Origin of the sequence: Pseudomonas mandelii, assembly GCF_900106065.1 — a bacterium.
GTDB lineage: Bacteria > Pseudomonadota > Gammaproteobacteria > Pseudomonadales > Pseudomonadaceae > Aquipseudomonas > Aquipseudomonas mandelii.
In genome coordinates, this window is sequence record NZ_LT629796.1 from 2,809,259 (window position 1) to 2,835,959 (window position 26,701).

Here is a 26,701-nt window from a genome sequence, read left to right on the forward strand (position 1 = left end):
GCGAAGGCGGCAGTCCTGGCAACCTCATTCCCAAGCTTCATCGAGAACCCCATGCCTCAACCGCGTCCTTACAAAGTTGCACTCAACGGCTACGGCCGGATTGGTCGTTGCGTCTTGCGTGCGTTGTTTGAGCGAGGCTCGGCGGCCGGGTTTGAAATTGTTGCGATCAACGATCTGGCTGACATGGCCAGCATCGAATACCTGACACGCTTCGACTCCACTCACGGGCGCTTTCCCGGCGAAGTGCGAGTAGAGGGCGATTGTCTGCATATTAATGGTGACTGCGTGAAAGTCCTGCGCAGTGCCACCCCCGAAGGCATCGATTGGGCGTCCCTGGGCGTCGATCTGGTGCTGGAGTGCTCCGGCGCTTACCACACGCGTGCCGATGGCCAGCGTTTCCTCGACGCCGGCGCACCCCGCGTGCTGTTTTCCCAGCCGATGGCCAGTGAGGCGGATGTCGACGCCACCATCGTCTACGGCGTAAACCAGGATTGCCTGACCGGCGACGAGCTGCTGGTGTCCAACGCGTCCTGCACCACCAACTGCGGCGTTCCGCTGTTGCGTCTGCTGGATCAGGCCATTGGTCTGGAATACGTGTCGATCACCACCATTCACTCGGCAATGAACGATCAGCCGGTCATCGACGCCTATCATCACGAAGACCTGCGCCGCACGCGTTCGGCGTTCCAGTCGGTGATTCCGGTGTCCACTGGTCTGGCACGTGGCATCGAACGCCTGCTGCCGGAACTTGCCGGGCGAATTCAGGCCAAAGCCGTGCGGGTGCCGACGGTTAACGTGTCTTGCCTCGACATTACGATGCAGACCGTCAGCGACACCGACGCCACCGAGGTCAACCGGATTCTGCGCGAGGCTGCCACCAGCGGCCCGCTCAAAGGCCTTCTGGCCTACACCGAGCTTCCCCATGCAAGCTGTGATTTCAACCATGACCCACATTCTGCCATCGTCGATGCCAGTCAGACCCGAGTTTCCGGCCCACGGCTGGTGAACATCCTGGCCTGGTTCGACAACGAATGGGGTTTTGCCAACCGAATGCTGGACGTTGCAGAACACTATCTGCAAACAGCTATTTCCAAAAAACAGTAACCCAGGAATTGCGACCCATGACCGTGTTGAAGATGACCGACCTCGATCTGCAAGGTAAGCGCGTACTGATCCGCGAAGACCTCAACGTCCCAGTCAAGGACGGTGTTGTCACCAGCGATGCGCGAATCCTGGCTTCGCTGCCGACCATCAAGCTGGCCCTGGAAAAAGGCGCGGCCGTGATGGTCTGCTCGCACCTTGGTCGTCCGACCGAAGGCGAATTCTCAGCCGAGAACAGCCTCAAGCCAGTCGCTGACTACCTGAGCAAGGCCCTGGGCCGCGAAGTGCCGCTGGTCGCCGATTACCTGGGCGGCGTTGACGTGAAAGCGGGCGACATCGTGCTGTTCGAAAACGTGCGCTTCAACAAAGGCGAGAAAAAGAACGCTGACGAACTGGCCCAGCAATACGCCGCCCTGTGCGATGTGTTCGTGATGGACGCCTTCGGCACCGCTCACCGCGCCGAGGGTTCGACCCATGGCGTGGCCAAGTTCGCCAAAGTCGCCGCCGCTGGCCCGCTGCTGGCTGCTGAGCTGGACGCACTGGGCAAAGCCCTTGGCGCCCCGGCCCAGCCGATGGCTGCCATCGTTGCCGGCTCCAAGGTCTCGACCAAACTCGACGTCCTGAACAGCCTGAGCCAGATCTGCAACCAGCTGATTGTCGGCGGCGGTATCGCCAACACCTTCCTGGCCGCTGCCGGTCACCCGGTCGGCAAGTCGCTGTACGAGCCGGACCTGCTGGACACCGCTCGCGCCATCGCCGCCAAGGTCAGCGTGCCGCTGCCGGTCGATGTCGTGGTGGCCAAGGAATTCGCTGAAAGCGCGACCGCCACCGTCAAGCTGATTGCTGACGTGGCCGCCGACGACATGATCCTGGACATCGGCCCGCAGACCGCGGCGAATTTCGCCGAGCTGCTGAAGTCGTCCAAGACCATCCTGTGGAACGGCCCGGTGGGCGTGTTCGAATTTGACCAGTTCGGTAACGGCACCAAAGTGCTGGCCCAGGCCATCGCGGAAAGCTCGGCGTTCTCCATCGCTGGCGGCGGCGACACCCTGGCTGCCATCGATAAATATGGCGTTGCCGACCAGATCTCCTACATTTCTACCGGCGGCGGCGCGTTCCTTGAGTTCGTGGAAGGCAAGGTCTTGCCTGCCGTTGAAGTCCTGGAAAGCCGGGCCAAGGGCTGAGGTCATTCATTTGGCCACGCAAAGGAGTGTTCTCATGGTCAAGCCATTAGCGCTGTTGATCGCCGCGGGTATGCTGGTGGCTTGCGGGAGTAACCCGAAAGCCAAGCCGGAACCTGCGCCGCAGTCAGTGGAAAAAGGCTGCTACCAGGCCGACTGGCAAGCGGAAACCAACCCGGTGATCAACAAGCGTTCCGGGCCTGATGGCCTGGAGAAATACGAGACCCAGACCCCGGCCAAGGAACATGGTTGCCCTTGACGGGTCAGACACTTTACTCAGGGCTGGCGGCGTGCGCCGTCAGTCGAGGAACATGGATGAAAGGTTTTATCGCCGTTACGGCGTTGGCATTGCTGGCCGGTTGCTCGAATTTCAACCTGTTCAAGCCTGCCGAATCGACGGACAACTGGACCACCTGGACCTGCGACAGCCAGGCCAAAGTGCTCTGGCGCTACACCGACGACAGCCGCAAGGAAGTCGACGTGCGCCTCGGCGGGGCCGATCAGGTCTACCGCTTGAAGCTTGAACCGGGCGCCGAAGGTTCGCTGTACAGCAACGACATGCTGGCGTTTCACGTAAAAGGTGAGGAAGGCCTGGTGTACTGGGTCGCCACCAATGATTTGATTGGCCGCGGTTGTAAAGCGCAGTAATTGAAGGCCTGTGCGAAACCTGTAGGAGCGAAGCTTGCTCGCGAAGACGTCATCACATTCAACACATGGGGTGCCAGTTAAACCGCTTTCGCGAGCAAGCTTCGCTCCTACGGGAATTCGATGGCTTGTAGAGATTCAGGCAACACCGAATTCGCAGCCCGGGCCAACCCCCGATCTGCAATAACTTGAATAGCCGCCGCCGCTCCGGCAGGCTGGCACGATTAACGACCCAAACCGGGAGAGACACACACAATGGCACTTATCAGCATGCGCCAGATGCTGGACCACGCAGCCGAGTTCGGCTACGGCGTTCCAGCCTTCAACGTCAACAACCTTGAGCAGATGCGCGCCATCATGGAAGCCGCTGACAAGACTGACTCCCCGGTGATCGTCCAGGCCTCGGCCGGTGCTCGCAAATACGCCGGCGCACCGTTCCTGCGTCACCTGATCCTGGCCGCCATCGAAGAATTCCCGCACATCCCGGTGTGCATGCACCAGGACCACGGCACCAGCCCTGACGTCTGCCAGCGCTCCATCCAGCTGGGCTTCAGCTCGGTAATGATGGACGGTTCCCTGGGCGAAGACGGCAAGACCCCGACCGACTACGACTACAACGTCCGTGTCACCCAACAAACCGTGGCCATGGCTCACGCCTGCGGCGTCTCGGTAGAAGGCGAGCTGGGCTGCCTGGGTTCGCTGGAAACCGGCATGGCCGGTGAAGAAGACGGCATCGGCGCCGAAGGCGTTCTGGATCACAGCCAGATGCTGACCGACCCGGAAGAAGCCGCTGACTTCGTCAAGCGCACCCAGGTCGACGCCCTGGCCATCGCCATCGGCACCAGCCACGGCGCGTACAAATTCACCAAGCCACCTACCGGCGACGTGCTGGCCATCGACCGCATCAAAGAAATCCACAAGCGCATCCCGAACACCCACTTGGTGATGCACGGTTCTTCTTCGGTTCCGCAAGAGTGGCTGGCGATCATCAACCAGTACGGCGGCGACATCAAAGAAACCTACGGCGTGCCGGTTGAAGAGATCGTTGAAGGCATCAAGCACGGCGTGCGTAAGGTCAATATCGATACTGACCTGCGTTTGGCTTCCACCGGTGCGATGCGTCGGTTGATGGCGACCAACCCGAGCGAGTTCGATCCGCGCAAGTTCTTCGGCGCGACTGTGACTGCCATGCGTGATGTGTGTATCGCTCGTTACGAAGCATTCGGTACCGCTGGCAACGCTTCGAAGATCAAGCCGATCTCGTTGGAAGCGATGTACCAGCGGTATTTGAAGGGTGAGTTGAACGCTAAGGTTAACTAAGTTTTTAGCGTTTGAGTCGCATAAGAAACCCGCCGAGAGGCGGGTTTTTTGCTTGTAAGGAAGTCGTAATTGATTCGATTTTTCTGTCTCGATAATGTTTATCTTGTACGAGCTTGATTTTTGGAATAGTTCCTAAGTGGTCGCGTTGTCTTGGTATTGTTGCGATAGCATGTGTTTCGCGCTTTTTGTTATTTCGAAATTGTATAAATAACTGTAATTTGTTACAGGTGATCCGCAAGTTATTTTGATATATCGTTCATATGCCGTATCCAAGGGGCAAGCGATGTGAATGAACTCATTTCGCTAGCTCTGTTGATTTGCAATTATGGAGATTAATATAATGTTGAATGGAGCATACGAAGGCGGAGATGGTGACACCAAAGCTATTCTGAAGATCACAGACTCAGATGCTAGTCGTGATATTATAAATGGCGGAACATATGAGTATGCGGGGAAGGTCTATGATGTAAGGGGTAATTTTTATTATATGAGTCAGCCCAATACAAAGGTTGTTATTAATCTGGTATTGGCATCTCGTGACGACTCTCCGAGTTATGAGATGAAATTAATGTCGCCTGATAAAACTTATTCACTGCTGCAAGGTACTGTTTCGTATTTTGGCGGCGGTGCCACGGTGTTTAGTGCAAGTCTTGGAAAGACAGCATAAATGAAGATCTGAAAAAAAGGGGGCGGATCTATTTGACCGTCCCTTTGTTTGCTCTCTGAAAGTCGTTTTCTTTAACTTAAAGGGGACAGATTTATTTAGTAATCGTCCCCGGCGTTCTTCTGTTCGAGTCGTTTTGCAGGTCTGCCTTGAACTCGATGTGAGATTCGCAAACCGGTGATTTTTTCAATCTCATCTGTGAATCGGGGATTGCCCGTCAGCTGTCCGCGCTGAAGGGCGCCTCTGATCAACTGCAACTCTGCGGAAGGAATCGTTTGTTCCATAAATGAGGTATAGCGGGCAAGGCGCTCGGCGTGAGTGTTGCCCAGTTCGGTAAAGCAAAGATCTTCATCAAGCCAATGATTTCCGGCTGCTTCGTTGAGGCGAAGGTGCAGACTCGACCAAGGGTAATCCTGTGCACGCTGTACCATTTGCGCTCGCGCCGGATTTAGCTCGATGTATCGAATACAAGCCAGCAAATAGGTATCGGATTGAACCACGCTGGATTTGTATCGACTCTCCCACAAGGTTCCGGAGCGTCCTTCCAGCTTGTTGCGATAGCGCGTCATGCGGCCTGCCAGGCCTTTCATCAATTGTCCGAGACTCGCAACGGAGTTACCTGGTGCGAGTAGTAGATGGACATGATTGGTCATCAAGCAGAAGGCATAGACTTTAACGTCGTATAGCGTTTTGAGCTCTCGGAGGTCGTCGAGATAGCGTTGGAAGTCGCCCGGCTCGGCAAACACTACCTGCCTATTGTGGCCTCGTTGCACGACATGATGCGGATAATTGGGTAAAACAACTCGTCCCATTCTGGGCATATAGCCTCCTACGTCCTTGTAGTGATGGGTGAAGCATAGCAGCAAATAATCGATTAAATAAATCTGTCCCCTTTGTTTGCTTCGAGTTGTCGCTTGCTTTTTAGTTAACTCCGTTATCGCAAAAATGTATAAAAAACTGTCATTTATTACAGGTGATTTAATGCTGGCTGCCGCCTATTGTTTAATGCGTAACCGAGAGAAAAGGAAGGGAGGTGTTAAATAAATCTGCCCCCTTTCTTTGAAACATAAGGCTGGTCGGTTTCTTTTTACTATTATTGAAGGAGAGCAGGGTCATGGAAAATAGTAAATTTGGCGGGAGTAATACTCAACTTTCTATTCCGGCTCGATTGAGTTTGCTGAATGGCGGGGAGCGGATTGATGTAACTCTGAAAGATGGCACCACATTGTCAGGTGTTTTTGTTTCGTATGAAGATAATAAGCTGAAGTTGACGTTGGTTGGCACTGGTCATGATAAAGAGATCTTAGGAGGAACTATAAAGGACCTGCGTGTTCCGCAGATAACAGCAAAAGCGAGATGAAAGTCAGGGCGCGCTGCGGGCCGGCTGTGAGTATTTCGGTCCGCCATGATTTTTATCTTGATTTAAGTAAAAACCCGCAGTGGTGCGGGTTTTTATTGCCTGATTTTTACTGCTGCTTAGGTGTATCAAATCCGCGCTGTTCAATGACCCCAAAAACGTCGGCGACGTCCTGAACCATGATCCGGGCAATGTTGGTGACGGTGTTGATGTCGTTCTCGGCGTAGTCCGGCAGGCCGGTGCACGCCATCAGATTCAAATATTTGAGGACGGCGTTGAGGCGTTCGCTGACGCAGTTGTGGAGTTCGCGTAATGGGGCGTCGTTGTCGATGAGCAGGACGGGGTAGTCGGGTTCGCAGACCGAGGATACGAGGAACCCGGCAGACCCGAAGGTCTCCCACACACAGCCACCATAACAAAGGAGGACGAGCGTTTACGTGCCCCTTTTTTCGAGGCGCTAGGTTACTACACGTATCGTCAGGGCTGCGAAACCCTATCGCTAACAATGTCAGCGACAGGCCAACTTTAGAGGACAGCGATTCGGGTAGCCGCAACCGGGCTGTAGGACGTGTATGCGGTCATTGTGGCAAGGGCACTCGTTCCCATTCGGCGACGTGGGCGCCGTGAATCGGTGGCGTGGTGTGTCTGTGGGAATCAGGTGGCAGGATTTGGGGCTACTTCGTAGCCCAGCGGGAGCAAGCTCCCTCGCCACAGTCAGAGGCGTCCTACGCGTTTTTCGGACGATGTAGCAGCTGTCGAGATTGAGAGGACTTCATCCTCGAACGCAGCCTCGCGTTGCTCGACAACTGCTACAGGGGCAGAGGTGTTCTTACTTATCGTGATCAATATCCAACTTGCTGAACGTCACTTTCCCACCTTCGCTGGTGTACCCGGTGTGGTCTTGCACATAGACCCCGGCCTTGAAATACAGCGGCTTGTCCCGCCACGTCGCGCTGATGTCGGTGTCCCACTGATACCCCGCCGCACTGATGCCCAGCGCGCCGCCCGGGCTCAGGTGGATGAGGTAGGAGAACTCCCGGTCAAGTTTCACCCCGGTGGCGATGGTGATGATCCGGCCTTCGTCGTCATCCGGGCGCATGCGCACCTTGGCGACGATGTTGCCCGATTGCGTGCTGGTCTTGTACTGATACTCGAGCTTCACCATGGGTTTTTGGCTTTCATAGGCGTGGATCTGGCCGATGACGATTTTGCCCGTGCTCGGTACCTGGTTGACTGCGAGGGTGGCGCGCAGGGAGTTGTCGGCGTCCGGGTAGAGCCAGTTTTTCAGGGTGCCGTTGCTGTAGGTTTCGCGCAGTTCGGTGCGGGGGTATTTTGCATTTGCAGTTTTGGAGCCGGTGACCGGGGACCAGAAAAACAGGGTGCCGGTGTCGGAGTGGAAGTATTGATCCTTGAAGCCGTTCACCAGTTTGGGGGTGTCAACGGTGTACGGCGGACTGCCGACAGGAACACTAAGGTTCCAGGTTGCGAGATCGATCATAGTCAAAAGCTTCCACGATTTTTTTTGCTGCACGCCCGTGCCAGAAGCTCTGGCGCGCGCCTTGGGGGCCATCCTTATAAGCGTAGAAGTTCAATTTGTTAATGCGAAAATGACAGATGGATGGCGTCAAAATCCTGTCAAAAGGCCATCTTCCCCGGTTTCAGGGGGCTGTAGAAGCGACCGTTAGTCGGCAAATGTACGTGATGGTTAAATGATGGCGCACTGGCAGCTTCTGCTTTTGCGGATCCCGGTCTAGAGTGAAGGCTCAGTATTTGGCCGGTTTTCACGAGAGACTGGCCTGACGCCCCGAAATAAGAGAAGCAGCATGGAATGCGCGCACCCCACGCCAGCTGAAGGCAGCTCGATCCTTTTAATCGTCGATGATTACCCTGAAAACCTGATCAGCTTGCGCGCGTTGCTCCAGCGCCAGGATTGGCAGGTCATTACCGCAGCTTCCGGTTTCGAAGCGCTCAGTCTGCTGCTCGAACACGATGTCGACCTGGTGCTGCTGGATGTGCAGATGCCGGGCATGGATGGTTTTGAAGTGGCGCGCCTGATGCGCGGCAGTCAGCGAACCCGTCTCACACCGATTATTTTCCTGACCGCTAACGAACAGTCCCAGGACGCCGTGATCAAGGGCTATGCCAGTGGTGCGGTGGATTACCTGTTCAAGCCGTTCGACCCGCAAATTCTCAAGCCCAAAGTTCAGGCGTTGCTCGAGCATCAACGCAATCGCCGTGCCTTGCAGCGCCTGAGCCACGATCTGGAGGTCGCTCGCGCGTTTAATGCCTCGGTGCTGGACAACGCCGCCGAAGGCATCCTGGTGGTGGGTGAGGACGGTGTGATCCGCTTTGCCAACCCGGCGATGTCCCGGTTGCTCAATGCCACGGTGCAAGACCTGCAAGGCAAAGAGTTTCTGGATTTTCTGCAAAAGCCGCACATCCCGGTCTGGGCGGACTCTGACTTTTATACCGGTTACCGGCGCGGCGAAACCCTGCGCCTGCACGACGCGTTGCTGCGAACGGCGCCCGGCCAGCAAGTGCCGGTGGCGCTGTCTTGTGCGCCATTGCCTAGCGAACAACATGCGATGGTGGTGACGGTGCTGGATATGTCGGTGGTGCGCCATCTGCATCAGCAACTGGAATTCCAGGCGGTGACGGATCCGCTGACCGGGCTGCTCAATCGTCGCGGTTTCTACCAGACGGTGGAGAATCTGCTGTTGCGCGGTGAACGGTCCGACAGCGCCTGGGTGCTGCTGTACCTGGACCTCGACGGCTTCAAGCGCGTCAACGATTCCCTCGGCCACGATGCCGGCGACCGGGTGCTGCGCTGGGTGTCCGAGCAATTGAAAGCCTGTCTGCGGCCCTTTGACATTCTGGCGCGCATGGGCGGCGATGAGTTCACGGCGCTGCTGGATCTGGAGTTCCCGGAGCAAGCGGCGAAGATCGCCGAGAAGCTCATTGAGCGGGTGTCGATCTGTCAGCAGATTGATGGTCTGGATATCGCCTTGGGCGCCAGCATCGGCATCGCCACGTACCCGGATTGCGGTTCGAACCTCGACGGCTTGCTGCGTGCGTCGGACATTGCCATGTACGAAGCCAAACGGGCCGGCCGTCAGCAATACCGTTTCTACGATCACGACATGAATGGCCGGGCGCGCTCGCGGCTGATGCTCGAAGATAGCGTGCGCACCGCCATTGAGAACCGTGATTTCAACCTCGTGTATCAGCCGCAGGTGGCGATAGACAGCGGGCAGATTCGTGGTTTCGAAGCGCTGCTGCGTTGGCAGCACCCGAGCGTCGGTGACGTGCCGCCGGGGCTGTTTTTGCCGTTGCTGGAAGAGGCGCGGCTGATCAGTCGTCTGGGCAGCTGGATTTACCATCGCGGGGCCGGCCAGCGCAAAGCGTGGGAAACCTTGTTTGCCGAAGACCTGGTGCTGGGCGTCAGTTTGAGCAGCACCCAGTTCGGCATGCCCAACCTGGTCACTGAATTGCGCCAGGTGCTGGAGCGTCACGGCTTGCAGCCGCGTTATCTGGAAGTCGAAGTGACGGAAGAAGCGTTGATGCAAAACCCCGAAGAAACCCGCAAGACCCTGCGCTTGCTGCGCAATCTTGGAGTGCGTGTGGCGCTGGATGACTTCGGCTCCGGACCGTGCTCACTGGCGCATCTGCGCGATCTGGAACTGGACACGCTCAAGTTTGACCGGCATTTGATCGCCCGATTGCCGGCGTCAGAACGGGACGCGGCGCTGGTGCGCAATGTGATCGACCTGTGCAAGCAATACGGGATGCTGGTGATTGCCGAAGGGGTGGAAACCATCGCGCAATATGAATGGCTGCAAGCCAACGGCTGCCAGTACGTGCAAGGTTTTCTGGTGGGGCGGCCGATGATGGCCGAGGATGCCGGCGACTTTGTGACGCCGTTTGACTGGAGCGCGCTGATCCGCTGAATTCGCTACACTGGCGACCTTTTCGTTATTCGTGTTGCCGACCCTGATGACCGCGTTGAAATACCTCCAGGCCTATCCCGCTGCGTTGCAGGACCAGGTGCGCCAGCTGATCACCGAAGGTCGGCTGGGCGACTACCTGAGCAAGCGCTACCCGGAAAAACACGCGGTGCAGAGCGACAAGGCGCTGTACACCTTCGCGCTGGACCTCAAGCAGGAATACCTGCGCAACGCGCCGGCCATCGACAAGGTGCTGTTCGACAACCGCCTCGACCTGACCCATCGCGCCCTTGGCCTGCACACCACAATCTCGCGGGTGCAGGGCGGCAAGCTCAAGTCCAAGAAGGAAATCCGGGTGGCCTCGTTGTTCAAGGAAGCACCCTCCGAGTTTCTGAAAATGATCGTCGTGCATGAGCTGGCGCACTTTAAAGAGTCGGATCACAACAAGGCGTTCTACAAGCTCTGCGAACACATGTTGCCGGGGTATCACCAGGTGGAATTTGATCTGCGGGTGTACCTGACGTGGCGGGATATGCAGTAAAGGGAGTGTTTGAATGGATGTAAGCAAGACCAAGAGCAGCTTTTATCGCCGGTTGTACGTGGCCTACCTGATCGACAGCGGGTTGGCCAGCAGCGTCCCGGCGCTGACCGAAGCAACCGGCATGCCCCGGCGCACGGCGCAGGACACAATTGCCGCATTGGCGGACCTGGACATCATTTGCGAGTTCGAGCAGGAAGAGGGCGCGCGCAACCATGCGGGGCGCTATCGGATTCGCGAGTGGGGGGCGATTGATCGGGGGTGGATCGAGCGGAATCTGCGGCAGATTAAAGCGGTGCTCGAGTATCCCTGAGTTCTTCGATGATACAGCTGACGCCATCGCGAGCAGGCTCGCTCCCACATTTGACCGCGGTCCCCTGTGGGAGCGAGCCTGCTCGCGATAGGGCCCTTAAGGGCGACGCATCCCGATATGCGGAATGTCATCCTCCAGAAACTCCTCACCCGACACCACAAACCCGTACCGCCCGTAATACCCCTGCAAATGCGCTTGGGCCGAAAGATAGATCGGCACCTCAGGCCAGCGTTTCGCGGCCTGCTTCAACGCCTGGGCCATCAACTCGTGCCCCAGCCCGGTGCCACGGGCGCCAGGCGCGATAATCACCCGCCCGATCACCACGTCGCCGCCCTGCGTTTCCGGGTCGAGCAAGCGCAGATAGGCCACCAGCCGATCCCCATCCCACGCCATCAAATGGCAGGTGTCCCCTTCCAGATCCTGGCCATCGACATCCTGATAAGCGCATTTCTGTTCGACGACGAACACTTCTGCGCGCAACTGGAGAATGGCGTACAGCTGCTCTTTCCCCAGATCGCTGTGGTGTTTGCAGACCCAATCGATTGTCATCTTCACTTTCCTTGAGCAACGTCCTTCGGATACTAAGCGTCCCGGCGATATATGTCTTTATGACGGAGCAATCTGTGACGAAGGCCAAAATGCCATCATTCATTTCTCGCGGCACTGTCTTCTTTGTGTAATCTGCGATTGAGCGCAGTGCAGTGGCTTCAATGAGCTAATGTTGAGTACTTGGGTGCTGATACATGTGTCTTGGAGTTTTGGCAGAAAAATGCGTCGGGCAGCCCGCCCGCTAAGGATTTTCTAGCATGCCGCGATTGCATCGAGCGTTTGCTTTGATCGTGCTGCTGTTGCTGACACAGAGCGCGGCAGCGGAGAAGCTGCGTCTGGTCGCCGACGCCTGGCCACCGTTTACCGACGCCACGCTGGTCAACGGTGGCTTGGCCACTGACATTGTCAGCACTGCGCTGGCACGGGCCGGTTACGCCAGTGATTTCGAGCAGGTGCCCTGGGCGCGAGCGTTGCTCGGCGTCGGTGAAGGCCGTTACGACGTGCTGGTCAACGCCTGGTACACCGACGAGCGCACCAAGCTGGGCCAGTTTTCCGGCGAATACCTGCTCAACCGCGTGCGTTTTCTCAAGCGCAAAGACGCGCCCATCGAATACAACAACTTGCAGCAATTGCACACTTACCCGATTGCAGTGGTGCGTGGTTATGCCTATTCACCGGAATTCGATGAGGACGTGTCGTTGCAGAAAGTCCCCGTGCATAACTTCGCCATGGCCGTGCGCATGGTCGCGGCAGACCGGGTCAAGTTGACGCTGGAAGACGAATACGTCGCCCGTTATTACCTGGCTCGGGAATCATCCAAGGTGCGCAATGCCGTGGAGTTCCTGCCCAAGGCATTGAGCGAGAACAGCTTGCACATATTGGTCAGCCTGAAAAATCCGCAGCATGAACAGATCGTCGCCGGTTTCGATCGCGAGATTGCGGAGATGAAGGCTGATGGCAGTTATGAGCGGTTGATGAAGCAGCATGGGATGTAAGCTTCGGTGTGGCTGATGGCCCTATCGCGAGCAAGCCTGTCACTACAGATCTCAGGCTTCACTGGTGTCCTTGATCAGATGCGCCGCCAACGTCCGCAACGGCCCCAACTGCCGGCAGATCAACGCCAACTGCGTCTGTACCAGCCGCTGCCCTTCATCGATCTCATCCGGCATTTGCTCCAACTCATTGGCCAGCGCCTCTTCGGCATCGCTCTGAATCGCAATTGGCTGTTTGCTCGCCAACCCTTGGGCGATCTCGTCGATGCTGGCCGCCAGGCTCACGCCCGCGCCGTCGATCAAATGCTCGCGAACATCCGCCGGTAACTGGGTTTCACGGTGCGCACCCAATCCCGACAAGTAGCTGAGCAACGTGTGCGACAGCACCAGGAAGCGAAACCCGACATCCGCTTCCTTACGGAAATGCCCTGGCTCCATGAGCATGTTGGCCAGTGTCGTCGACAATGCCGCATCAGCGTTGTGCGCATTGCGTCGCGCCAGGCGATAGGCCAGGTCGTCGCTTTTGCCGGCGGCGTATTGCTGCATGATCTGGCGCAGGTAAATGCTGTTGCAGGTCAGGGTATTGGCCAGCACTTTGTTCAGGCGTCGGCCCTGCCAGTCCGGCAGGAACAGGAACACCGCGAGCCCGGCGATCAAGCTGCCGAGCAAGGTGTCGAACAGCCGCGGCAGGAACAGCCCGTAACCATCACCGACCTGATTGAAGCAGAACAGCACCATCAACGTAATCGCGGCGGTCGCCAACGTGTAGCGCGTGGTGCGGTTGATAAAGAACACCACTCCGGCTGCGATCGCGAAGCACGACTGGACCAGCGGATTGGGGAACAGATCGAACAGCGCCCAGGCCACCGTCAGGCCAATCGCGGTGCCGATGATCCGTTGGCCCAGTTTGCGTCGAGTGGCGCCGTAGTTTGGCTGGCAGACAAACAGCGTGGTGAGGATGATCCAGTAACCTTGCGAGGGGTGAATCAAGTGCACCATCCCGTAGCCGATGCTCAAGGCCAGGGGCAGGCGCAGTGCATGGCGGAACAGCAGCGAGGTCGGTGTCAGCTGCGTGCGCAAGCGAATCCACACATCCTTGAGGTTGCGCGGCGAGCGGTCGAGCAGGCTGCTGTCGGTGGCGTCGGCCAGGGCGTCGAGGTTGCTGGCATCGCTGAGCAAACGGTCGAGGGTGCCGAGGTTGGCGGCCAATGCCCGCAAAGAGCGCAACAGACCGCGCCAGGCCGGGTTGCTCTGGATGCGCAAGTGTTCGATGGAGGCGTGCAGGTCGCTCAACGCTTCGGCGAAGCTGGCGTCATAGATGAACGGCTGGCGCATCTGGATCGATTCCGCCAGCGCCCGGCAGGCTTTGCCTTGCTGGCGTAGCAGACGCTGGCAACGGAACAGCACGTCGCTGTGAAAGAACGCCTCGGCCAGCGCGTTGTAAGGGTAGTGCGAAGAACTGGCGCGCTCGTGGATGTCCTGAGCGAGGAAGTACAGCTTGAGGTAGCGGCTGACTTTCGAACCCGGTCGTCCATTGCCGACCCGGTGCAGGATAATTTCCTTGGCAGCGTTGAGTGCCGCGACAACTCGACCGTTTTGCTGCGCCAGTTCCAGTCGGCGTGCTTCCACGTCCATCTGCCGAATCGGCTCGAACAGCGACGATTTCAGCTTCAAGTAAAAACCCAGTTCACGGAACAACCGAGCCAGGCTCTGCTGCACCGGCTGGTTGGAAAACATCGCCTGCCACAGCACCGAGAGCAAGCCGTACCAGGCGGCGCCGGCCACCAGCAGCACCGGTTCGTGCCAGAAATCGGTGACCGCGCCGCCGCGCTGATCCACGCCGATCATGGTGTAGACCGACAGAATCAACGTCGCGGAGGCAATCGCGCCATAGCGTTCGCCGAGGGCGCCGAGCATGGTCAGGCCGAAACTGGCGAGGGCCAGGGCGATGACAAAAACGATGGGGTAGGGGAACAGCAATTCGACGGAGAGGGCGGCGACGCTGAAGCACACCAGCGTCACGGCCAGCGCGTTGAGGCGGCCCTGCCAACTGTCGTCGGTCTCGGCCAGGGCGCTGGCGATGATCCCCAGGAACAACGGGATCAGAAGCCCCATTTCATCCTGATACCAACAGACGGCCATGCTGCCGGTCAGGGCGATGAACACCCGCACGCTGTAGCTGAATTTATCCAGCGCCCAGAGACGGCGCAGCGACTGACGAAATGAGGTCGATGACATGAAGTGCGAAGGCCTTCCGAGGCAATGCCGCTAAATTGAGCCAGTAATGACGCCGACGCAATGGCGCCGATCACATCTGACAGCAAAATCTGTTCCTTGATTGTTCAGTGTTGTCTGTTCGGACGCCTTCGCGATCCGACTTGCCCGCGAAGAACGATGACGCGGTATATCAGACGTACTGCGCAGCGGCATAACCCGAGGCCCAGGCCCACTGGAAGTTGAAGCCGCCCAGGTGTCCGGTGACGTCGAGCACTTCACCAATGAAATACAGGCCAGGGCTTTTCAGCGATTCCATGGTCTTGGATGACACTTCATGAGTGTCGACACCGCCCAAAGTCACTTCCGCAGTGCGATAGCCCTCGGTGCCGGCAGGAACCACTTTCCAGCTCGCCAGTTTTTCGGCGATGTCGGCGATTTCCGCGTGGGTGTATTGCTTCATCGGTTTGGAGACGAACCAGTTGTCCGCCAGCAAGTTGGCCATCTTCTTGGTGAAGATTTCACCGAGCAGGGTTTTCAGTTCGCTGTTCGGGCGTTCGGCTTGCTGCTGTTGCAGCCAGCTCGGCACGTCGTGGTCCGGCATCAAGTTGATCTCGACCGTGTCGCCGGATTCCCAGAACGAGGAAATCTGCAAAATCGCCGGGCCACTGAGGCCGCGATGGGTGAACAGGATGTTCTCGCGAAAGCTCTGGTCGTTGCAGCTCACCAGGCAATCCACCGATGTGCCGGACAGCTCGGTGCACAGTTCCTTGAGCTGATCGGTGATGGTGAACGGCACCAGGCCGGCACGGGTCGGTAGCAGGTCGTGACCGAACTGCTTGGCGACCTGATAACCGAAACCGGTGGCGCCCAGGGTCGGAATCGACAGACCACCCGTGGCGATGACCAGGGATTCACAGGTCAGTTGACCGAGCGTCGTGTCGAGCAAGTAACCGCTTTCGAGCTTTTCGATGGTCTGGATCGAGGTGTCCAGGTGCAGGCTGACGCCGACCTGATCGCATTCGGTGAGGAGCATCTCAAGGATGTCGCTGGATTTGTTATCGCAGAACAGTTGGCCGAGTTTCTTCTCGTGATACGGCACGCCGTGTTTGGCGACCATGCCGATGAAATCCCACTGGGTATAGCGCGCCAGTGCGGATTTGCAGAAGTGTTCATTTTGCGAGAGGAAATTGCCCGGTTCTGTGTACATGTTGGTGAAATTGCAGCGGCCACCGCCCGACATCAGGATTTTCTTGCCGGCCTTGTTCGCATGGTCGAGCAACATGACCTTGCGCCCACGTCCGGCGGCGGTCAGCGCACACATCAACCCTGCGGCGCCAGCGCCAATGATCACGACTTCGGTAGAGCGCAAAACGGTGTCCTCACACAGGAGCTTATATTGATCGTTCCCACGCTCTGCGGGGGAATGCCGCCATGGACGCTCTGCGTCCGCTCTGTGACGCGGAGCGTCACGGGATGCATTCCCACGCGGAGCGTGGGAACGATCAGGCAGGGGGGAGTTGCGGCGTTCTTAGAGGATACGAACGCGCAACGAACGGCCTTTGATCTTGCCGTCGTTCAGACGCTGCAAGGCTTGCTTGGCGATCCCGCGTTCAACAGCCACATATGCCTGGAAGTCGAAAATCGCGATCTTGCCGACCTGAGCGCCCGGAATACCGGCATCGCCCGTCAGTGCACCCAGAATGTCGCCCGGACGCACTTTGTCTTTACGGCCTGCGCCGATGACCAGCGTGCTCATCACTGGCAGCAGCGGTGCGCCGCCCTGGGATTTGAGGTTGTCCAGCTGATCCCAGCTCAACGGCGACTTCTGCAGGAGCTCGATGGCCTGGGCGCGGTGCGCTTCGGACGGCGCGACCAGGCTGATCGCAATGCCTTTCTCGCCAGCACGACCGGTACGGCCGACACGGTGAATGTGGATTTCCGAGTCACGGGCCAGCTCGACGTTGATCACCATGTCCAGCGCATCGATGTCCAGGCCACGAGCGGCAACGTCGGTGGCGACCAGTACCGAAGTACTGCGGTTGGCGAACATGGCCAGCACCTGGTCACGGTCACGCTGTTCCAGATCGCCGTGCAGGCCGACGGCGGAAATGCCTTTGGAGGTCAGGTGATCGACGGTTTCCTGAACCTGCTGCTTGGTGAAGCAGAAGGCGACGCAGGACGCCGGACGGTGATGCGCGAGGACTTTGACCACCGCGTCCATGCGCTCTTCCGGGGAGATTTCGTAGAAGCGCTGCTCAATCTGCGTGTCGTCGTGGAACGCTTCGGCCTTCACGATCTGCGGGTTGCGCATGAATTTCGCCGCCAATTGCTTGATGCCCGTCGGATAGGTGGCGGAGAACAGCAGGGTCTGGCGACGTTCGGGGCTCTGGGCGATGATTTCTTCGATGGAATCGTAGAAACCCATGTCGAGCATGCGGTCGGCTTCATCGAGGATCAGCGTGTTCAGGCCATGGAGAATCAGCGAACCCTTGCGCAGGTGCTGCTGAATCCGACCAGGGGTGCCGACGATGATGTGCGCACCGTGCTCCAGCGAGCCGATCTGTGGGCCGAAAGCCACGCCGCCGCACAGGGTCAGGACCTTGATGTTGTCTTCGGCGCGGGCCAGGCGACGGATTTCCTTGGCGACCTGGTCGGCCAACTCGCGAGTCGGGCAGATGACCAGCGCCTGGCAACCGAAGAAGCGCGGATTGATCGGGTTCAGCAGGCCGACACCGAAGGCGGCGGTCTTGCCGCTACCGGTCTTGGCCTGGGCGATCAGGTCCATCCCCTTGAGGATCACCGGCAAGCTTTGCGCCTGGATCGGCGTCATCTCGGCATAACCCAAAGAGTCGAGGTTAGCCAGCATGGCGGCGGATAGCGGCAAAGTATTAAAAGCGGTGGCAATGGTGGTCACGGGACTGGCCTGCAAAACAAAATGTCGCGCAGTGTATCAGTCCCATGGCCATTCGCCCGTAGTTTCCAGACGAGAAGTCGCCGAGCGCAGGCACTTATCGTCTGGAAACTAAGGCTCTATGTGTTCTTCCGGGCTTCTGACGCGCCGTCCGTCTTCCTTTGAGAGCTGGGAGAAGATCGTCGCGGCCAGCATCGCCATGATTCCGACCGTCACAAACGTCAGCTGGAACGCACCCAGCACCGTGTCCACGCCATCGTTACCGATCTCTGCGGTAAAGCCGCCGAGCAACGCGCCGGCACAGGCAACGCCAAGGCTCAGGGACAATTGCGCGACCACCGACAGCAGGCTGTTGCCGCTGCTGGCGCTGGCGTCGTCGAGGTCGATCAGGGTCACGGTGTTCATGGCGGTGAACTGCAAGGAGTTGATCGCGCCGAGAATCGCCAGCATCCCCAGCAGCAGCCAGTACGGCGTCTGCTCGCTGACCAGGCCCATGCTCGCCAGCATCAGCCCCAGCGCCAGGGTGTTGCCGGTGAGCACGATGCGATAGCCCAGGCGCTCAATCAGCGGACGCGCCACCGATTTGGCGACCATCGCCGCAGCGGCCAGCGGCAACATGCTCATCCCGGCTTGTGACGGCGAATAACCCAGCGCCACTTGCAGCAACAACGGCACGAGGAACGGCAGGGCGCCGCTGCCCAGGCGGGCGAACAGGTTGCCGAGGATGCCCACGGCAAACGTCCGGGTCTTGAACAGCGACGGCGCGAACAGCGGATTATCGATGTGCCCGGCGCGCAGCCAATACGCCGCCAGACACGCCATGCCGCCGAACAGCAGCAACATCACCCGCAAGTGCGGCAGGTGCAGTTCACCGAGGCCTTCCATGGCGATGGTGATCAGAATCATCGCCGCGCCGAACAGCAAAAAGCCCAAGCTGTCGAAGCGCGTGCGTTCAGTGCCGCGCAGGTCGGGAATGAACTTCCACACGGCGTAGCAGCCGATGGCGCCCACCGGCAGGTTGATCAGGAAGATCCAGTGCCAGGTCAGGTATTCGACCATCCAGCCGCCCATGGTCGGGCCGATCAACGGGCCGAGCAGGCCGGGAATGGTGATGAAGCCCATGATCCGCACCAGCTCCGAGCGCGGATAGGCGCGCAGCACCACCAGCCGCCCGACCGGCAGCATCAACGCACCGCCCAGGCCTTGTATCACTCGTGCACCGATCAGCATGCTCAGGGTGCTCGACAAGGCGCAGAGCAATGAGCCGAGGCTGAACAGCAGGATTGCGCCGAAGAAGATTTTCTTGGTGCCGAAGCGGTCGGCGATCCAGCCCGAGGCGGGGATCAGCAGCGCGACGGTGAGCATGTAGGCAATGATCACGCCCTGCATGCGCAGCGGATCTTCGGCCAGATCCCGGGCCATGGCGGGCAGGGCGGTGTTGAGGATGGTCCCGTCGAGGGACTGCATGAAGAAGGCGATGGCGACGACCCACGGCACCCAGCGGGCGGTGACAGCGTCGAGAGGCGGGCGGTTGGGCATGGGACCTCGTGTGAGTCGGAGTTAATGATCGTTCCCACGCTCCGCGTGGGAATGCAGTCCGGGACGGTCCGCGTCCCTGCCGAAGCGGACGCGTAGCGTCCATTGAGGCATTCCCACGCAGAGCGTGGGCACGATCGGTGTCAGAGGGTCAAGGTCAGCTTGCTGATCAGCGCCCCCGGCAACAACGCCGAGGCTGTGGCCCGCTGGCTGTAGGTGCTGGCCGACAACATAAGCTCACGCTCCTCGGTCAACGCTTCCAGTTGGGAACCAAGCAGACTGTACGCACTGTCATCAAAGCGCATGGTGCTCACCGGCGCCTGAATCTCGCCGTTCTCGACCCAGAACGTCGCGAATCGCGTCATGCCGGTCAGGCGTGCCGCCGGTTGGTCCGAGTAGTTCAGGTACCAGAGGTTGCTGATGTACAGACCGGTTCCCAGTTGCTTGAGAATCTCTGCATCGGGCAGCGTACCGGCGGCCATGTTCACAGCACTCGGCATTTCACCGCCGCTGGCGCCATTGGCGGTCAGGCCGTATTCGGCGGCACTGCGTGAACTGACCATCTGCGCGCCCGCCTTGCCTTCGACGATCAAGCCAAGATCGCTGCGCGGATAACCTTCGCCCGAGAACGCCGGGCTCAACGAACCGCTGACCTTTTCATCAACCGACACCAACGGGCTGAACGCACTGTCGCCCGCATACAGCTTCTGCAACGGGCTGCTTTTGGTGGCAATCGACTGTGCCGAGAAACCGCCCCAGCCCAGCATGTCCATTATTTCTCCCAGGGCTGCCGGTGCCAGATAGGCGCGGTACTGACCGGGCGCCAGGGTGCGTTGCGGTCTGCCGAGGAATGCCAACTGCTCACGCGCCTGCGCAAAGCGCTTGGCAAAACCCTCGCTGTTCCAGTCGTGCCCGGCGTAACTGGCTTTCACCGCTTGGCCGTTTTCATGGACCAGACTGAAATCAAAGTTGAAGCTGTTGGCCTGATGCCAGCCAAGCGCCCCCGAAGAACTGGCGAAACCACGACTGATCGGGCCGGCGGCGTAGAAGCCGACCAGATCCAGCCCCTCGGCGGCCTGGGTGATTTCGGCCACGACCTGCTCGGTGTCCGGCAGCGGATGCTCCTGCACGTTCTTGCTCTGCCAACTGTTGTGGTTGAGCAGCAGGTAGGGATCCTGCGGCAGCAGCGGCAAGGTTTCGCGCAACTGTTGCAGACCTTCGGCCAGGCGCTGAAGGTCGACTTCCTGATCGCCGGCCAGCGTGATGTTGAGGTCAGCATGCCGACCCTCGTTGATCAGCTTGAAACCGACGCTCGCCTGCTGCACCTGGCCGGCCTGACGCACCTTGGCGTGGTTGAAGCGCACGAAGGCCGAGGATTCGGCGGCGTAACTTAGAGTGAACTGTTCCGGCTCGCGAATCGCATCACGCAGCCAATTGACCAAGGCCTTGAACGCATCGGCCTGACTTTTTGAAGTACTCATCAGGCATCCCCCCCAAACACATCAACGTTGCTGAACACACAGGCCGGCGAGGCATGGCCGACGCGGATCACCTGGTTCGGTTCGCCCTTGCCGCAGTTCGGCGTGCCCAGGACCTTGACGGAGTTGGCATCGCCAACGGCGCTGAGGTTTTTCCAGAACTGCGCGGAAATCGCCCGGTAGTTCGGGTTCTTGACCACGCCTTTGAGTTCGCCGTTTTCGATCAGTTGGCCCCATTCACAGCCGAACTGGAATTTGTTGCGGGCATCGTCGATGGACCAGGACCGGTTGGTGCTCATCAAGATGCCGTGCTCGATGTTGCCGATCATTTGCTCCAGCGGTTGATCGCCGGCCTCGATGTTCAGGTTGGCCATGCGATCGATCGGCGGACGGTTCCAGCTGCAGGCGCGGCTGTTGGCCACGCCATCCATGCCCGCGCGAAACTGCGACAGCGCGCCGCCCAATGGGCGCAGCAGCAAGCCTTCTTTAATCAGGAATTGTTTGCTGGCAGCAGTGCCGTCGTCGTCATGGCCATAGCTGGCCAGCTGTTCGGGAATCTCCGGGTCGAAGGTCACGTTCAGCAGTTTCGAGCCGTACTGCAGGCTGCCGAAGTCTTCTGCCTTGACGAAACTGGTGCCGGCGTAATTGCGCTCGTCACCGAGGATGCGGTCCAGTTCCAATGGGTGGCCAATCGATTCGTGGATTTGCAGCATCATCTGGTCCGGCATCAGCAGCAGGTCACGCGGGCCTTTCGGGGTGTTCGGCGCCAGCAGCAATTGCAGCGCCTGATCGGCGATTTTCGGACCGGCGCCGACCAGGCCGCAGCGGCTGATCACATCAAAACCGCCCTGTTGACCGAAGTTCTCGCGGCCCAGGGTTCGGGTCTGGCTGTCGTTGCCGTCGTAGGCCGTGACTTCCAGGCTCGGGTAGACGAACCGCTGGGCCTGGCGCAGTTCGGCACCGGCGTTGCTGAGGTAGATCTGTTCGACATGGGTGATGCCGATGCTCACTTCCCAGTTCACCAGTCGCTCGTCCTTGGGCACGGATGCGGATTCGGCGCCGAGCAGTTGGTAGCAATCGCTCAGGGAAGGGAAGGGCTGGTCGAGGTTCGGCGAAAAGTAGTCGGCGCGGTCGCTGGAGACCACCTGTGCGCTCAGGTCGAGCAGGGCGTGGGGCTTGAGTCGGCGGGCTTGTTGCTCGGCCTTCTCCAGTGCGGCTTGCAGGCCTTGTTGCGACAGGTCGTTGGTCGCGGCGTAGGCTTCGACGCCGTTGACACGCACGGTCAGCATCGCGCCTTCGTCACGGCTCAGGCTCGGAGGTTCGGCGACATTCTTGCGCACCGACAGGTACTGGCCGGACTCGCGTACATAACGCAGCGAAAAGAATTCAGCGCCCGTGCGCAAGGCAGCGAAGCGCTGCTTGAGCTGGGGGTGGAAATCGAACATTCGGGAACCTCCTTGGTCTGGAGTGGCGGTGCAGCGGTGTTGCGAAGGGGGGGGTGAAACGTTTGCGTGGCGCTAGATTAGGCCTGGGCGGGGGGTAGGATCAAGGGTGGAGCGGTGTAGGAAGGGATTACCGGTATGTGTCAGTTAGAGATGTGTTGCTTGGTCGGGCCCCTTCGCGGGCAAGCCTCGCTCCTACAAGTAATTGCGTTCCCTTGTAGACGCGAGGTTTGCCCGCGAAGGGCGCACCTCGGTATTAAGTCTTACTGAGCGGTAAGGCTCACTTCCCGCAACGGCTTGCCACGCACCGGCGCATCGCCGGCCACGTAGTAATCGGCCTTGCTGCGCGGTAACGGCTGGCGACCACGGATCTTGTCGGCGATTTTCTCGGCGATCATGATCGTTGGTGCGTTCAGGTTGCCGGTGGTGATGATCGGCATGATCGAGGCATCGACCACACGCAGGGCTTGCAGACCATGCACTCGACCTTCGCCATCGACCACGGCCATCTCGTCGGTGCCCATCTTGCACGAGCAGGAAGGATGGAACGCGGTTTCGGCGTGTTCGCGGATGAACTTGTCGAGCTGCTCATCGGTTTGCACGTCGATGCCCGGGCTGATTTCGCGACCACGGAAAGCGTCCAGTGCGGGCTGTTGCATGATTTCACGGGTCAGGCGAATGCCGTCGCGGAATTCCTGCCAGTCCTGCTCGGTGGCCATGTAGTTGAACAGGATGCTCGGGTACTCGCGCGGATCCTTGGACTTGGCCTGGATGCGACCACGACTCGGCGAACGCATGGAACCCATGTGCGCCTGGAAACCGTGCTCTTTCACACCGTTGCTGCCGTTGTAGTTAATCGCGACCGGCAGGAAGTGGTACTGGATGTTCGGCCAATCGAATTCTTCGCGGGTACGAATGAAACCGCCCGCTTCGAACTGGTTGCTGGCGCCGATGCCGGTGCCGTTGAACAGCCATTCGGCACCGATGGCCGGCTGGTTGTACCAGAGCAGCGACGGGTACAGCGAGACCGGTTGGGTGCAGGCGTATTGCAGGTACAACTCGAGGTGATCCTGCAGGTTTTCGCCGACGCCGGGCAGGTCATGGACCACCGGGATGTCGAGCTTGTTCAGCAGTTCAGCCGGGCCGACGCCGGAGCGTTGCAGAATCTGCGGCGAAGCGATGGCGCCGGAGCACAGCAGCACTTCTTTGCGGGCACGGGCTTCAACGCGCTCTTCAGCGGCACCGATCAGGTAACGCACGCCAACGGCACGCTTGCCTTCGAACAGGATCTTGTCGGTCAGGGCGTGGGTGACGATGGTCAGGGTCGAACGCTTCTTGGCGATGTCCAGGTAACCGCGAGCGGTGCTGGCGCGGCGGCCGTTCGGCGTCACGGTGCGGTCCATCGGGCCGAAGCCTTCTTGCTGGTAACCGTTGAGATCTTCGGTGCGCGGGTAACCGGCCTGTACGCCTGCTTCAACCATCGCGTGGAACAGCGGGTTGTTGCCGGCTTTCGGCGTGGTCACGCTGACCGGACCGTCGCCACCGTGGTAGTCGTTCGGGCCGATGTCGCGGGTTTCAGCCTTGCGGAAGTACGGCAGGCAGTTCAGGTAGTCCCAGTCTTCAAGACCTGGAAGCTTGGCCCAGTTGTCGTAGTCCATCGCGTTGCCGCGGATGTAGCACATGCCGTTGATCAGCGAGGAACCGCCGAGGCCCTTGCCGCGACCGCATTCCATCTTGCGACCGTCCATGTGTGGCTCTGGATCGGTTTCGTAGGCCCAGTTGTAGCGACGGCCTTGCAGCGGGAACGCCAGGGCGGCCGGCATTTGCGTGCGGAAGTCCAGACGGTAGTCCGGGCCACCTGCTTCGAGCAGCAGGACGGTGACGCCTTCGTCTTCAGTCAGACGGGTCGCCAGGGTGTTACCGGCCGAGCCGGCACCGATGATGATGTAATCGAATTCTTGGGACATAGGCCCTCCGGGAGTTTCAAGCTTCAAGCTTCAAGCTGCAAGAGAGCAGCGAGCGGTGTTGAGATGGAGCGGCAAACCAAACTGCTTTTACTTGCAGCTTGAAGCTTGCCGCTTGTCGCTGGATCAGCTAATCAAAATACCGAAACGTACTCACCCAGTTCGACTTGCACGGACTTGATGCGCGTGAAGTTATTGAGAGAGCTGATCCCGTTTTCACGACCAACACCGGACTGCTTGTAGCCGCCGACCGGCATCTTCGCGTCGGACTCGCCCCAGGCGTTGATCCAGCAGATACCGGCTTCCAGTTGATGAATCACGCGGTGAGCGCGGTTCAGGTCCTTGGTGACGATGCCGGCGGCCAGGCCGAAGTCGGTGTCGTTGGCACGACGGATCACTTCTTCTTCGGTGTCGTAGGTCAGGATCGCCATCACCGGGCCGAAGATTTCTTCGCGAACGATGGTCATCTCGTCGGTGCAGTCGGTGAACACGGTCGGGGCCACGAACGCGCCTTTGGCGAATTCGCCTTCGGTCAGACGATTGCCGCCGCACAGCACGCGAGCACCTTCTTCCTTACCTTTGGCGATGTAACCCAGCACGCTTTCCATGTGGGCGAAGCTGACCAGCGGGCCGAAGTTGGTGTTCTCGTCTTCCGGGTTGCCGATGCGGATGCGCGCAACGCGCTCAGCGATCTTGGCTTCGAAAGCGGCTTTCAGGTGAGTCGGCACGAACACGCGAGTGCCGTTGGTGCAGACCTGGCCGGAGCTGTAGAAGTTGGCCATCATCGCGGTGTCGGCGGCGCGATCGAGGTCGGCGTCGTCGAAGATGATCAGCGGGGATTTGCCGCCCAGTTCCATGGTCACGTCTTTCAGCGACGAAGCGGAAGCGCTGGCCATGACCTTCTTGCCGGTGTCGGTGCCGCCGGTGAAGGAGATTTTTTCGATGCGTGGGTGCTCGGTCAACCAAGTGCCGACTTCACGGCCGCTGCCGGTCAACACGTTGAACACGCCGGCTGGCAGGCCTGCCTCGGTGTAGATCTCGGCCAGTTTCAGCGTGGTCAGGGAAGTGACTTCGCTTGGCTTGAAGATCATCGCGTTACCGGCCGCCAGGGCTGGCGCGGATTTCCACAGGGCGATCTGGATCGGGTAGTTCCACGCGCCGATACCGGCCACGACACCCAGTGGCTCGCGACGGGTGTAGACGAACGACGTGGTACGCAGCGGGATCTGCTCGCCTTCGATGGCGGGCACCAGGCCTGCGTAGTACTCCAGCACGTCGGCACCGGTGACGATGTCGACATACTTGGTTTCGGAGAACGACTTGCCGGTGTCCAGGGTTTCCAGGGCGGCCAGCTCATCGTTGCGCTCGCGCAGGATGTCAACGGCACGACGCAGGATGCGCGAACGCTCCATGGCGGTCATTGCGGCCCAGATTTTCTGGCCCTTTTCGGCGCTGACTACCGCGCGCTCAACGTCTTCCTTGGTCGCACGCTGTACGGTTGCGAGGACTTCACCGTTAGCCGGGTTGATGGCTTCGAAGGTGGCGTCGCTGCTGGCGTCGGAGTAACCGCCATCGATGTAAAGTTTTTGCAGTTCGAAACGGGCCATAGTGTCCTCGCAAGTGCATAAGTGGTTGGCGTAGGCCACTGGAGTGAAGCCATAGGGTTGTGGCAACACCGATCAGCAGCAGTTCAGGGGTTGAGCGATTTATGTGTGCTCTAACTCACCTGCTTGGCCAGTTGAAAGTCCATGTATTCGTAAGCGATCCGGTGCGCCTGCTCGGTGTCGAAAGCATCTCCCGACAGCGCGCCGCGCAACCACAAACCGTCAATGAGGGCTGCCAGGCCCCGGGCTGCACTGCGCGCGTCATCGAGCGGCAATACGCGGCGGAACTGGCAGCACAGGTTGGAATACAGGCGGTGATCGTTGATCCGCTGCAACCTGTGCAAAGACGGGTGGTGCATGCTGGTGGCCCAGAAGGCCAGCCAGGTTTTCATTGCCGGGCCATTGACCTGGCTGGCGTCGAAGTTGCCTTCGATGATCACCTGGAGGTGCGCCCGCGGGCTGCTGTCCTCCAGCGCCTGACGGCGCGCGGTGACGTTCTCGCTCAGGACACTCATCAGATACTGCGCCGTGGCAGCAATCAGGCCGTTCTTGTCCTGAAAATAGTGACTGATGATGCCATTCGAGACACCGGCCAAACGGGCGATCAGCGCAATGCTGGCGTCCCCCATTCCGACCTGATCAACCGCCTGCAATGTGGCTTCGATCAATTGCTGGCGGCGGATGGGTTGCATACCGACCTTGGGCATCTTGCACATCTCCTTAGGCCTTCCGGCGGACGTAAAACGTCTATCGGATTGAGGGCCAGTCTATTTTGTTTTGATTGAACGTTCAATCAACAAAGAATAAGATCTGCGACAATTCGTCGCTGCTTACAGATTTTTCCTACGTGTAAATGACGATAAACCGACATCCAAAACGGCTCGAAACCCCTACGCACTGGCGTTCCGGGCTTCGGGCTTTTTTCGGGGTGTCTTTATATCACCC

Annotated in this window: 24 protein-coding genes; 11 read left to right on the top strand and 13 right to left on the bottom strand. The window is 59.2% G+C overall.

Annotated features, from left to right (window positions below; genetic code table 11):
• Nucleotides 1-51 precede the first annotated feature (51 nt).
• The 6 genes from epd to BLU63_RS12810 all read left to right on the top strand — a co-directional run bounded on the left by epd (nt 52) and on the right by BLU63_RS12810 (nt 4,914).
• Complete coding sequence (gene epd, locus BLU63_RS12785; RefSeq protein ID WP_010466935.1) at nt 52-1,104, top strand: erythrose-4-phosphate dehydrogenase; 1,053 nt, start codon at nt 52-54, stop codon at nt 1,102-1,104.
• A 17-nt stretch (nt 1,105-1,121) separates the two neighbouring features.
• On the top strand, nt 1,122-2,285 hold the full coding sequence (locus BLU63_RS12790) for a phosphoglycerate kinase (protein WP_077747250.1): 1,164 nt from the start codon (nt 1,122-1,124) through the stop codon (nt 2,283-2,285).
• A gap of 34 nt (nt 2,286-2,319) precedes the next feature.
• Entirely contained in the window at nt 2,320-2,541 is a 222-nt protein-coding gene (locus BLU63_RS12795; protein ID WP_010466937.1) for a hypothetical protein, read from the top strand.
• Between the two features lie 56 nt (nt 2,542-2,597).
• The gene (locus BLU63_RS12800; RefSeq protein ID WP_077747251.1) at nt 2,598-2,930 is read left to right on the top strand and encodes an MliC family protein; all 333 of its coding nucleotides are present in this window, start codon (nt 2,598-2,600) and stop codon (nt 2,928-2,930) included.
• Nucleotides 2,931-3,182: 252 nt separating this feature from the next.
• Entirely contained in the window at nt 3,183-4,247 is a 1,065-nt protein-coding gene (gene fba / locus BLU63_RS12805) for a class II fructose-bisphosphate aldolase (RefSeq protein WP_008081027.1), read from the top strand.
• A gap of 340 nt (nt 4,248-4,587) precedes the next feature.
• On the top strand, nt 4,588-4,914 hold the full coding sequence (locus tag BLU63_RS12810; protein ID WP_083375591.1) for a hypothetical protein: 327 nt from the start codon (nt 4,588-4,590) through the stop codon (nt 4,912-4,914).
• Between the two features lie 95 nt (nt 4,915-5,009).
• Here the strand turns inward: BLU63_RS12810 and BLU63_RS12815 are convergent, their stop codons facing one another.
• Nucleotides 5,010-5,732, bottom strand: coding sequence for a transposase (locus BLU63_RS12815; protein WP_083375592.1), 723 nt, complete (start codon nt 5,730-5,732; stop codon nt 5,010-5,012).
• 293 nt (nt 5,733-6,025) lie between these two features.
• Here BLU63_RS12815 and BLU63_RS12820 point away from each other — a divergent pair, with 293 nt between their 5' ends.
• Nucleotides 6,026-6,271 (top strand): hypothetical protein, encoded by a 246-nt coding sequence (locus tag BLU63_RS12820; RefSeq protein ID WP_077747254.1) that lies wholly within the window; start codon nt 6,026-6,028, stop codon nt 6,269-6,271.
• A 106-nt stretch (nt 6,272-6,377) separates the two neighbouring features.
• Here BLU63_RS12820 and BLU63_RS12825 read toward each other — a convergent pair whose 3' ends face one another.
• Both BLU63_RS12825 and BLU63_RS12830 read right to left on the bottom strand, forming a co-directional pair.
• Nucleotides 6,378-6,671 (bottom strand): fructose-bisphosphate aldolase, encoded by a 294-nt coding sequence (locus tag BLU63_RS12825; RefSeq protein ID WP_083375593.1) that lies wholly within the window; start codon nt 6,669-6,671, stop codon nt 6,378-6,380.
• Nucleotides 6,672-7,097: 426 nt separating this feature from the next.
• Nucleotides 7,098-7,766 carry a polysaccharide lyase family 7 protein gene (locus tag BLU63_RS12830; RefSeq protein ID WP_077747256.1) on the bottom strand — a complete coding sequence of 223 codons (669 nt, stop codon included), beginning with the start codon at nt 7,764-7,766 and terminating at the stop codon, nt 7,098-7,100.
• Nucleotides 7,767-8,091: 325 nt separating this feature from the next.
• Between BLU63_RS12830 and BLU63_RS12835 the strand changes: the two genes are divergently transcribed.
• From BLU63_RS12835 to BLU63_RS12845, 3 genes are read left to right on the top strand one after another with little or no spacing between them, the layout of a single operon-like run.
• Nucleotides 8,092-10,215, top strand: a complete 2,124-nt coding sequence (locus BLU63_RS12835) for a putative bifunctional diguanylate cyclase/phosphodiesterase (RefSeq protein WP_077747257.1) — start codon at nt 8,092-8,094, stop codon at nt 10,213-10,215.
• A 46-nt stretch (nt 10,216-10,261) separates the two neighbouring features.
• Nucleotides 10,262-10,753 (top strand): M48 metallopeptidase family protein, encoded by a 492-nt coding sequence (locus BLU63_RS12840; protein ID WP_010466956.1) that lies wholly within the window; start codon nt 10,262-10,264, stop codon nt 10,751-10,753.
• Nucleotides 10,754-10,766: 13 nt separating this feature from the next.
• Complete coding sequence (locus BLU63_RS12845) at nt 10,767-11,063, top strand: winged helix-turn-helix domain-containing protein (protein ID WP_010466964.1); 297 nt, start codon at nt 10,767-10,769, stop codon at nt 11,061-11,063.
• 96 nt (nt 11,064-11,159) lie between these two features.
• On the opposite strand, the gene BLU63_RS12850 is transcribed toward BLU63_RS12845, so the two are convergent.
• On the bottom strand, nt 11,160-11,612 hold the full coding sequence (locus BLU63_RS12850) for a GNAT family N-acetyltransferase (protein WP_010466969.1): 453 nt from the start codon (nt 11,610-11,612) through the stop codon (nt 11,160-11,162).
• 257 nt (nt 11,613-11,869) lie between these two features.
• Here BLU63_RS12850 and BLU63_RS12855 point away from each other — a divergent pair, with 257 nt between their 5' ends.
• Complete coding sequence (locus BLU63_RS12855; RefSeq protein ID WP_010466971.1) at nt 11,870-12,607, top strand: substrate-binding periplasmic protein; 738 nt, start codon at nt 11,870-11,872, stop codon at nt 12,605-12,607.
• Nucleotides 12,608-12,658: 51 nt separating this feature from the next.
• On the opposite strand, the gene yccS is transcribed toward BLU63_RS12855, so the two are convergent.
• From yccS to betI, 9 genes are all read right to left on the bottom strand, one after another.
• Nucleotides 12,659-14,842 (bottom strand): YccS family putative transporter, encoded by a 2,184-nt coding sequence (gene yccS, locus BLU63_RS12860; RefSeq protein ID WP_083375594.1) that lies wholly within the window; start codon nt 14,840-14,842, stop codon nt 12,659-12,661.
• 169 nt (nt 14,843-15,011) lie between these two features.
• Complete coding sequence (locus BLU63_RS12865; RefSeq protein ID WP_077747258.1) at nt 15,012-16,190, bottom strand: BaiN/RdsA family NAD(P)/FAD-dependent oxidoreductase; 1,179 nt, start codon at nt 16,188-16,190, stop codon at nt 15,012-15,014.
• Nucleotides 16,191-16,349: 159 nt separating this feature from the next.
• A complete protein-coding gene (gene dbpA / locus BLU63_RS12870) occupies nt 16,350-17,687 on the bottom strand; it encodes an ATP-dependent RNA helicase DbpA (RefSeq protein WP_229801809.1) in 1,338 nt (445 codons plus the stop codon).
• A 156-nt stretch (nt 17,688-17,843) separates the two neighbouring features.
• Nucleotides 17,844-19,271, bottom strand: coding sequence for a multidrug transporter subunit MdtD (gene mdtD, locus BLU63_RS12875; RefSeq protein WP_010466979.1), 1,428 nt, complete (start codon nt 19,269-19,271; stop codon nt 17,844-17,846).
• Nucleotides 19,272-19,411: 140 nt separating this feature from the next.
• Nucleotides 19,412-20,749 carry a TldD/PmbA family protein gene (locus tag BLU63_RS12880; RefSeq protein WP_083375595.1) on the bottom strand — a complete coding sequence of 446 codons (1,338 nt, stop codon included), beginning with the start codon at nt 20,747-20,749 and terminating at the stop codon, nt 19,412-19,414.
• Nucleotides 20,749-22,191: a TldD/PmbA family protein gene (locus BLU63_RS12885; protein WP_083375596.1), complete on the bottom strand. Its 1,443-nt coding sequence runs from the start codon at nt 22,189-22,191 to the stop codon at nt 20,749-20,751. The genes BLU63_RS12880 and BLU63_RS12885 overlap by 1 nt, the downstream gene beginning before the upstream one ends.
• Nucleotides 22,192-22,451: 260 nt before the next feature.
• Nucleotides 22,452-24,155 (bottom strand): choline dehydrogenase, encoded by a 1,704-nt coding sequence (betA, locus tag BLU63_RS12890; protein WP_077747261.1) that lies wholly within the window; start codon nt 24,153-24,155, stop codon nt 22,452-22,454.
• A gap of 131 nt (nt 24,156-24,286) precedes the next feature.
• Entirely contained in the window at nt 24,287-25,759 is a 1,473-nt protein-coding gene (gene betB, locus BLU63_RS12895) for a betaine-aldehyde dehydrogenase (protein ID WP_010466983.1), read from the bottom strand.
• Between the two features lie 110 nt (nt 25,760-25,869).
• Nucleotides 25,870-26,463 carry a transcriptional regulator BetI gene (gene betI, locus BLU63_RS12900; protein ID WP_010466984.1) on the bottom strand — a complete coding sequence of 198 codons (594 nt, stop codon included), beginning with the start codon at nt 26,461-26,463 and terminating at the stop codon, nt 25,870-25,872.
• Between the last annotated feature and the right edge of the window lie 238 nt (nt 26,464-26,701).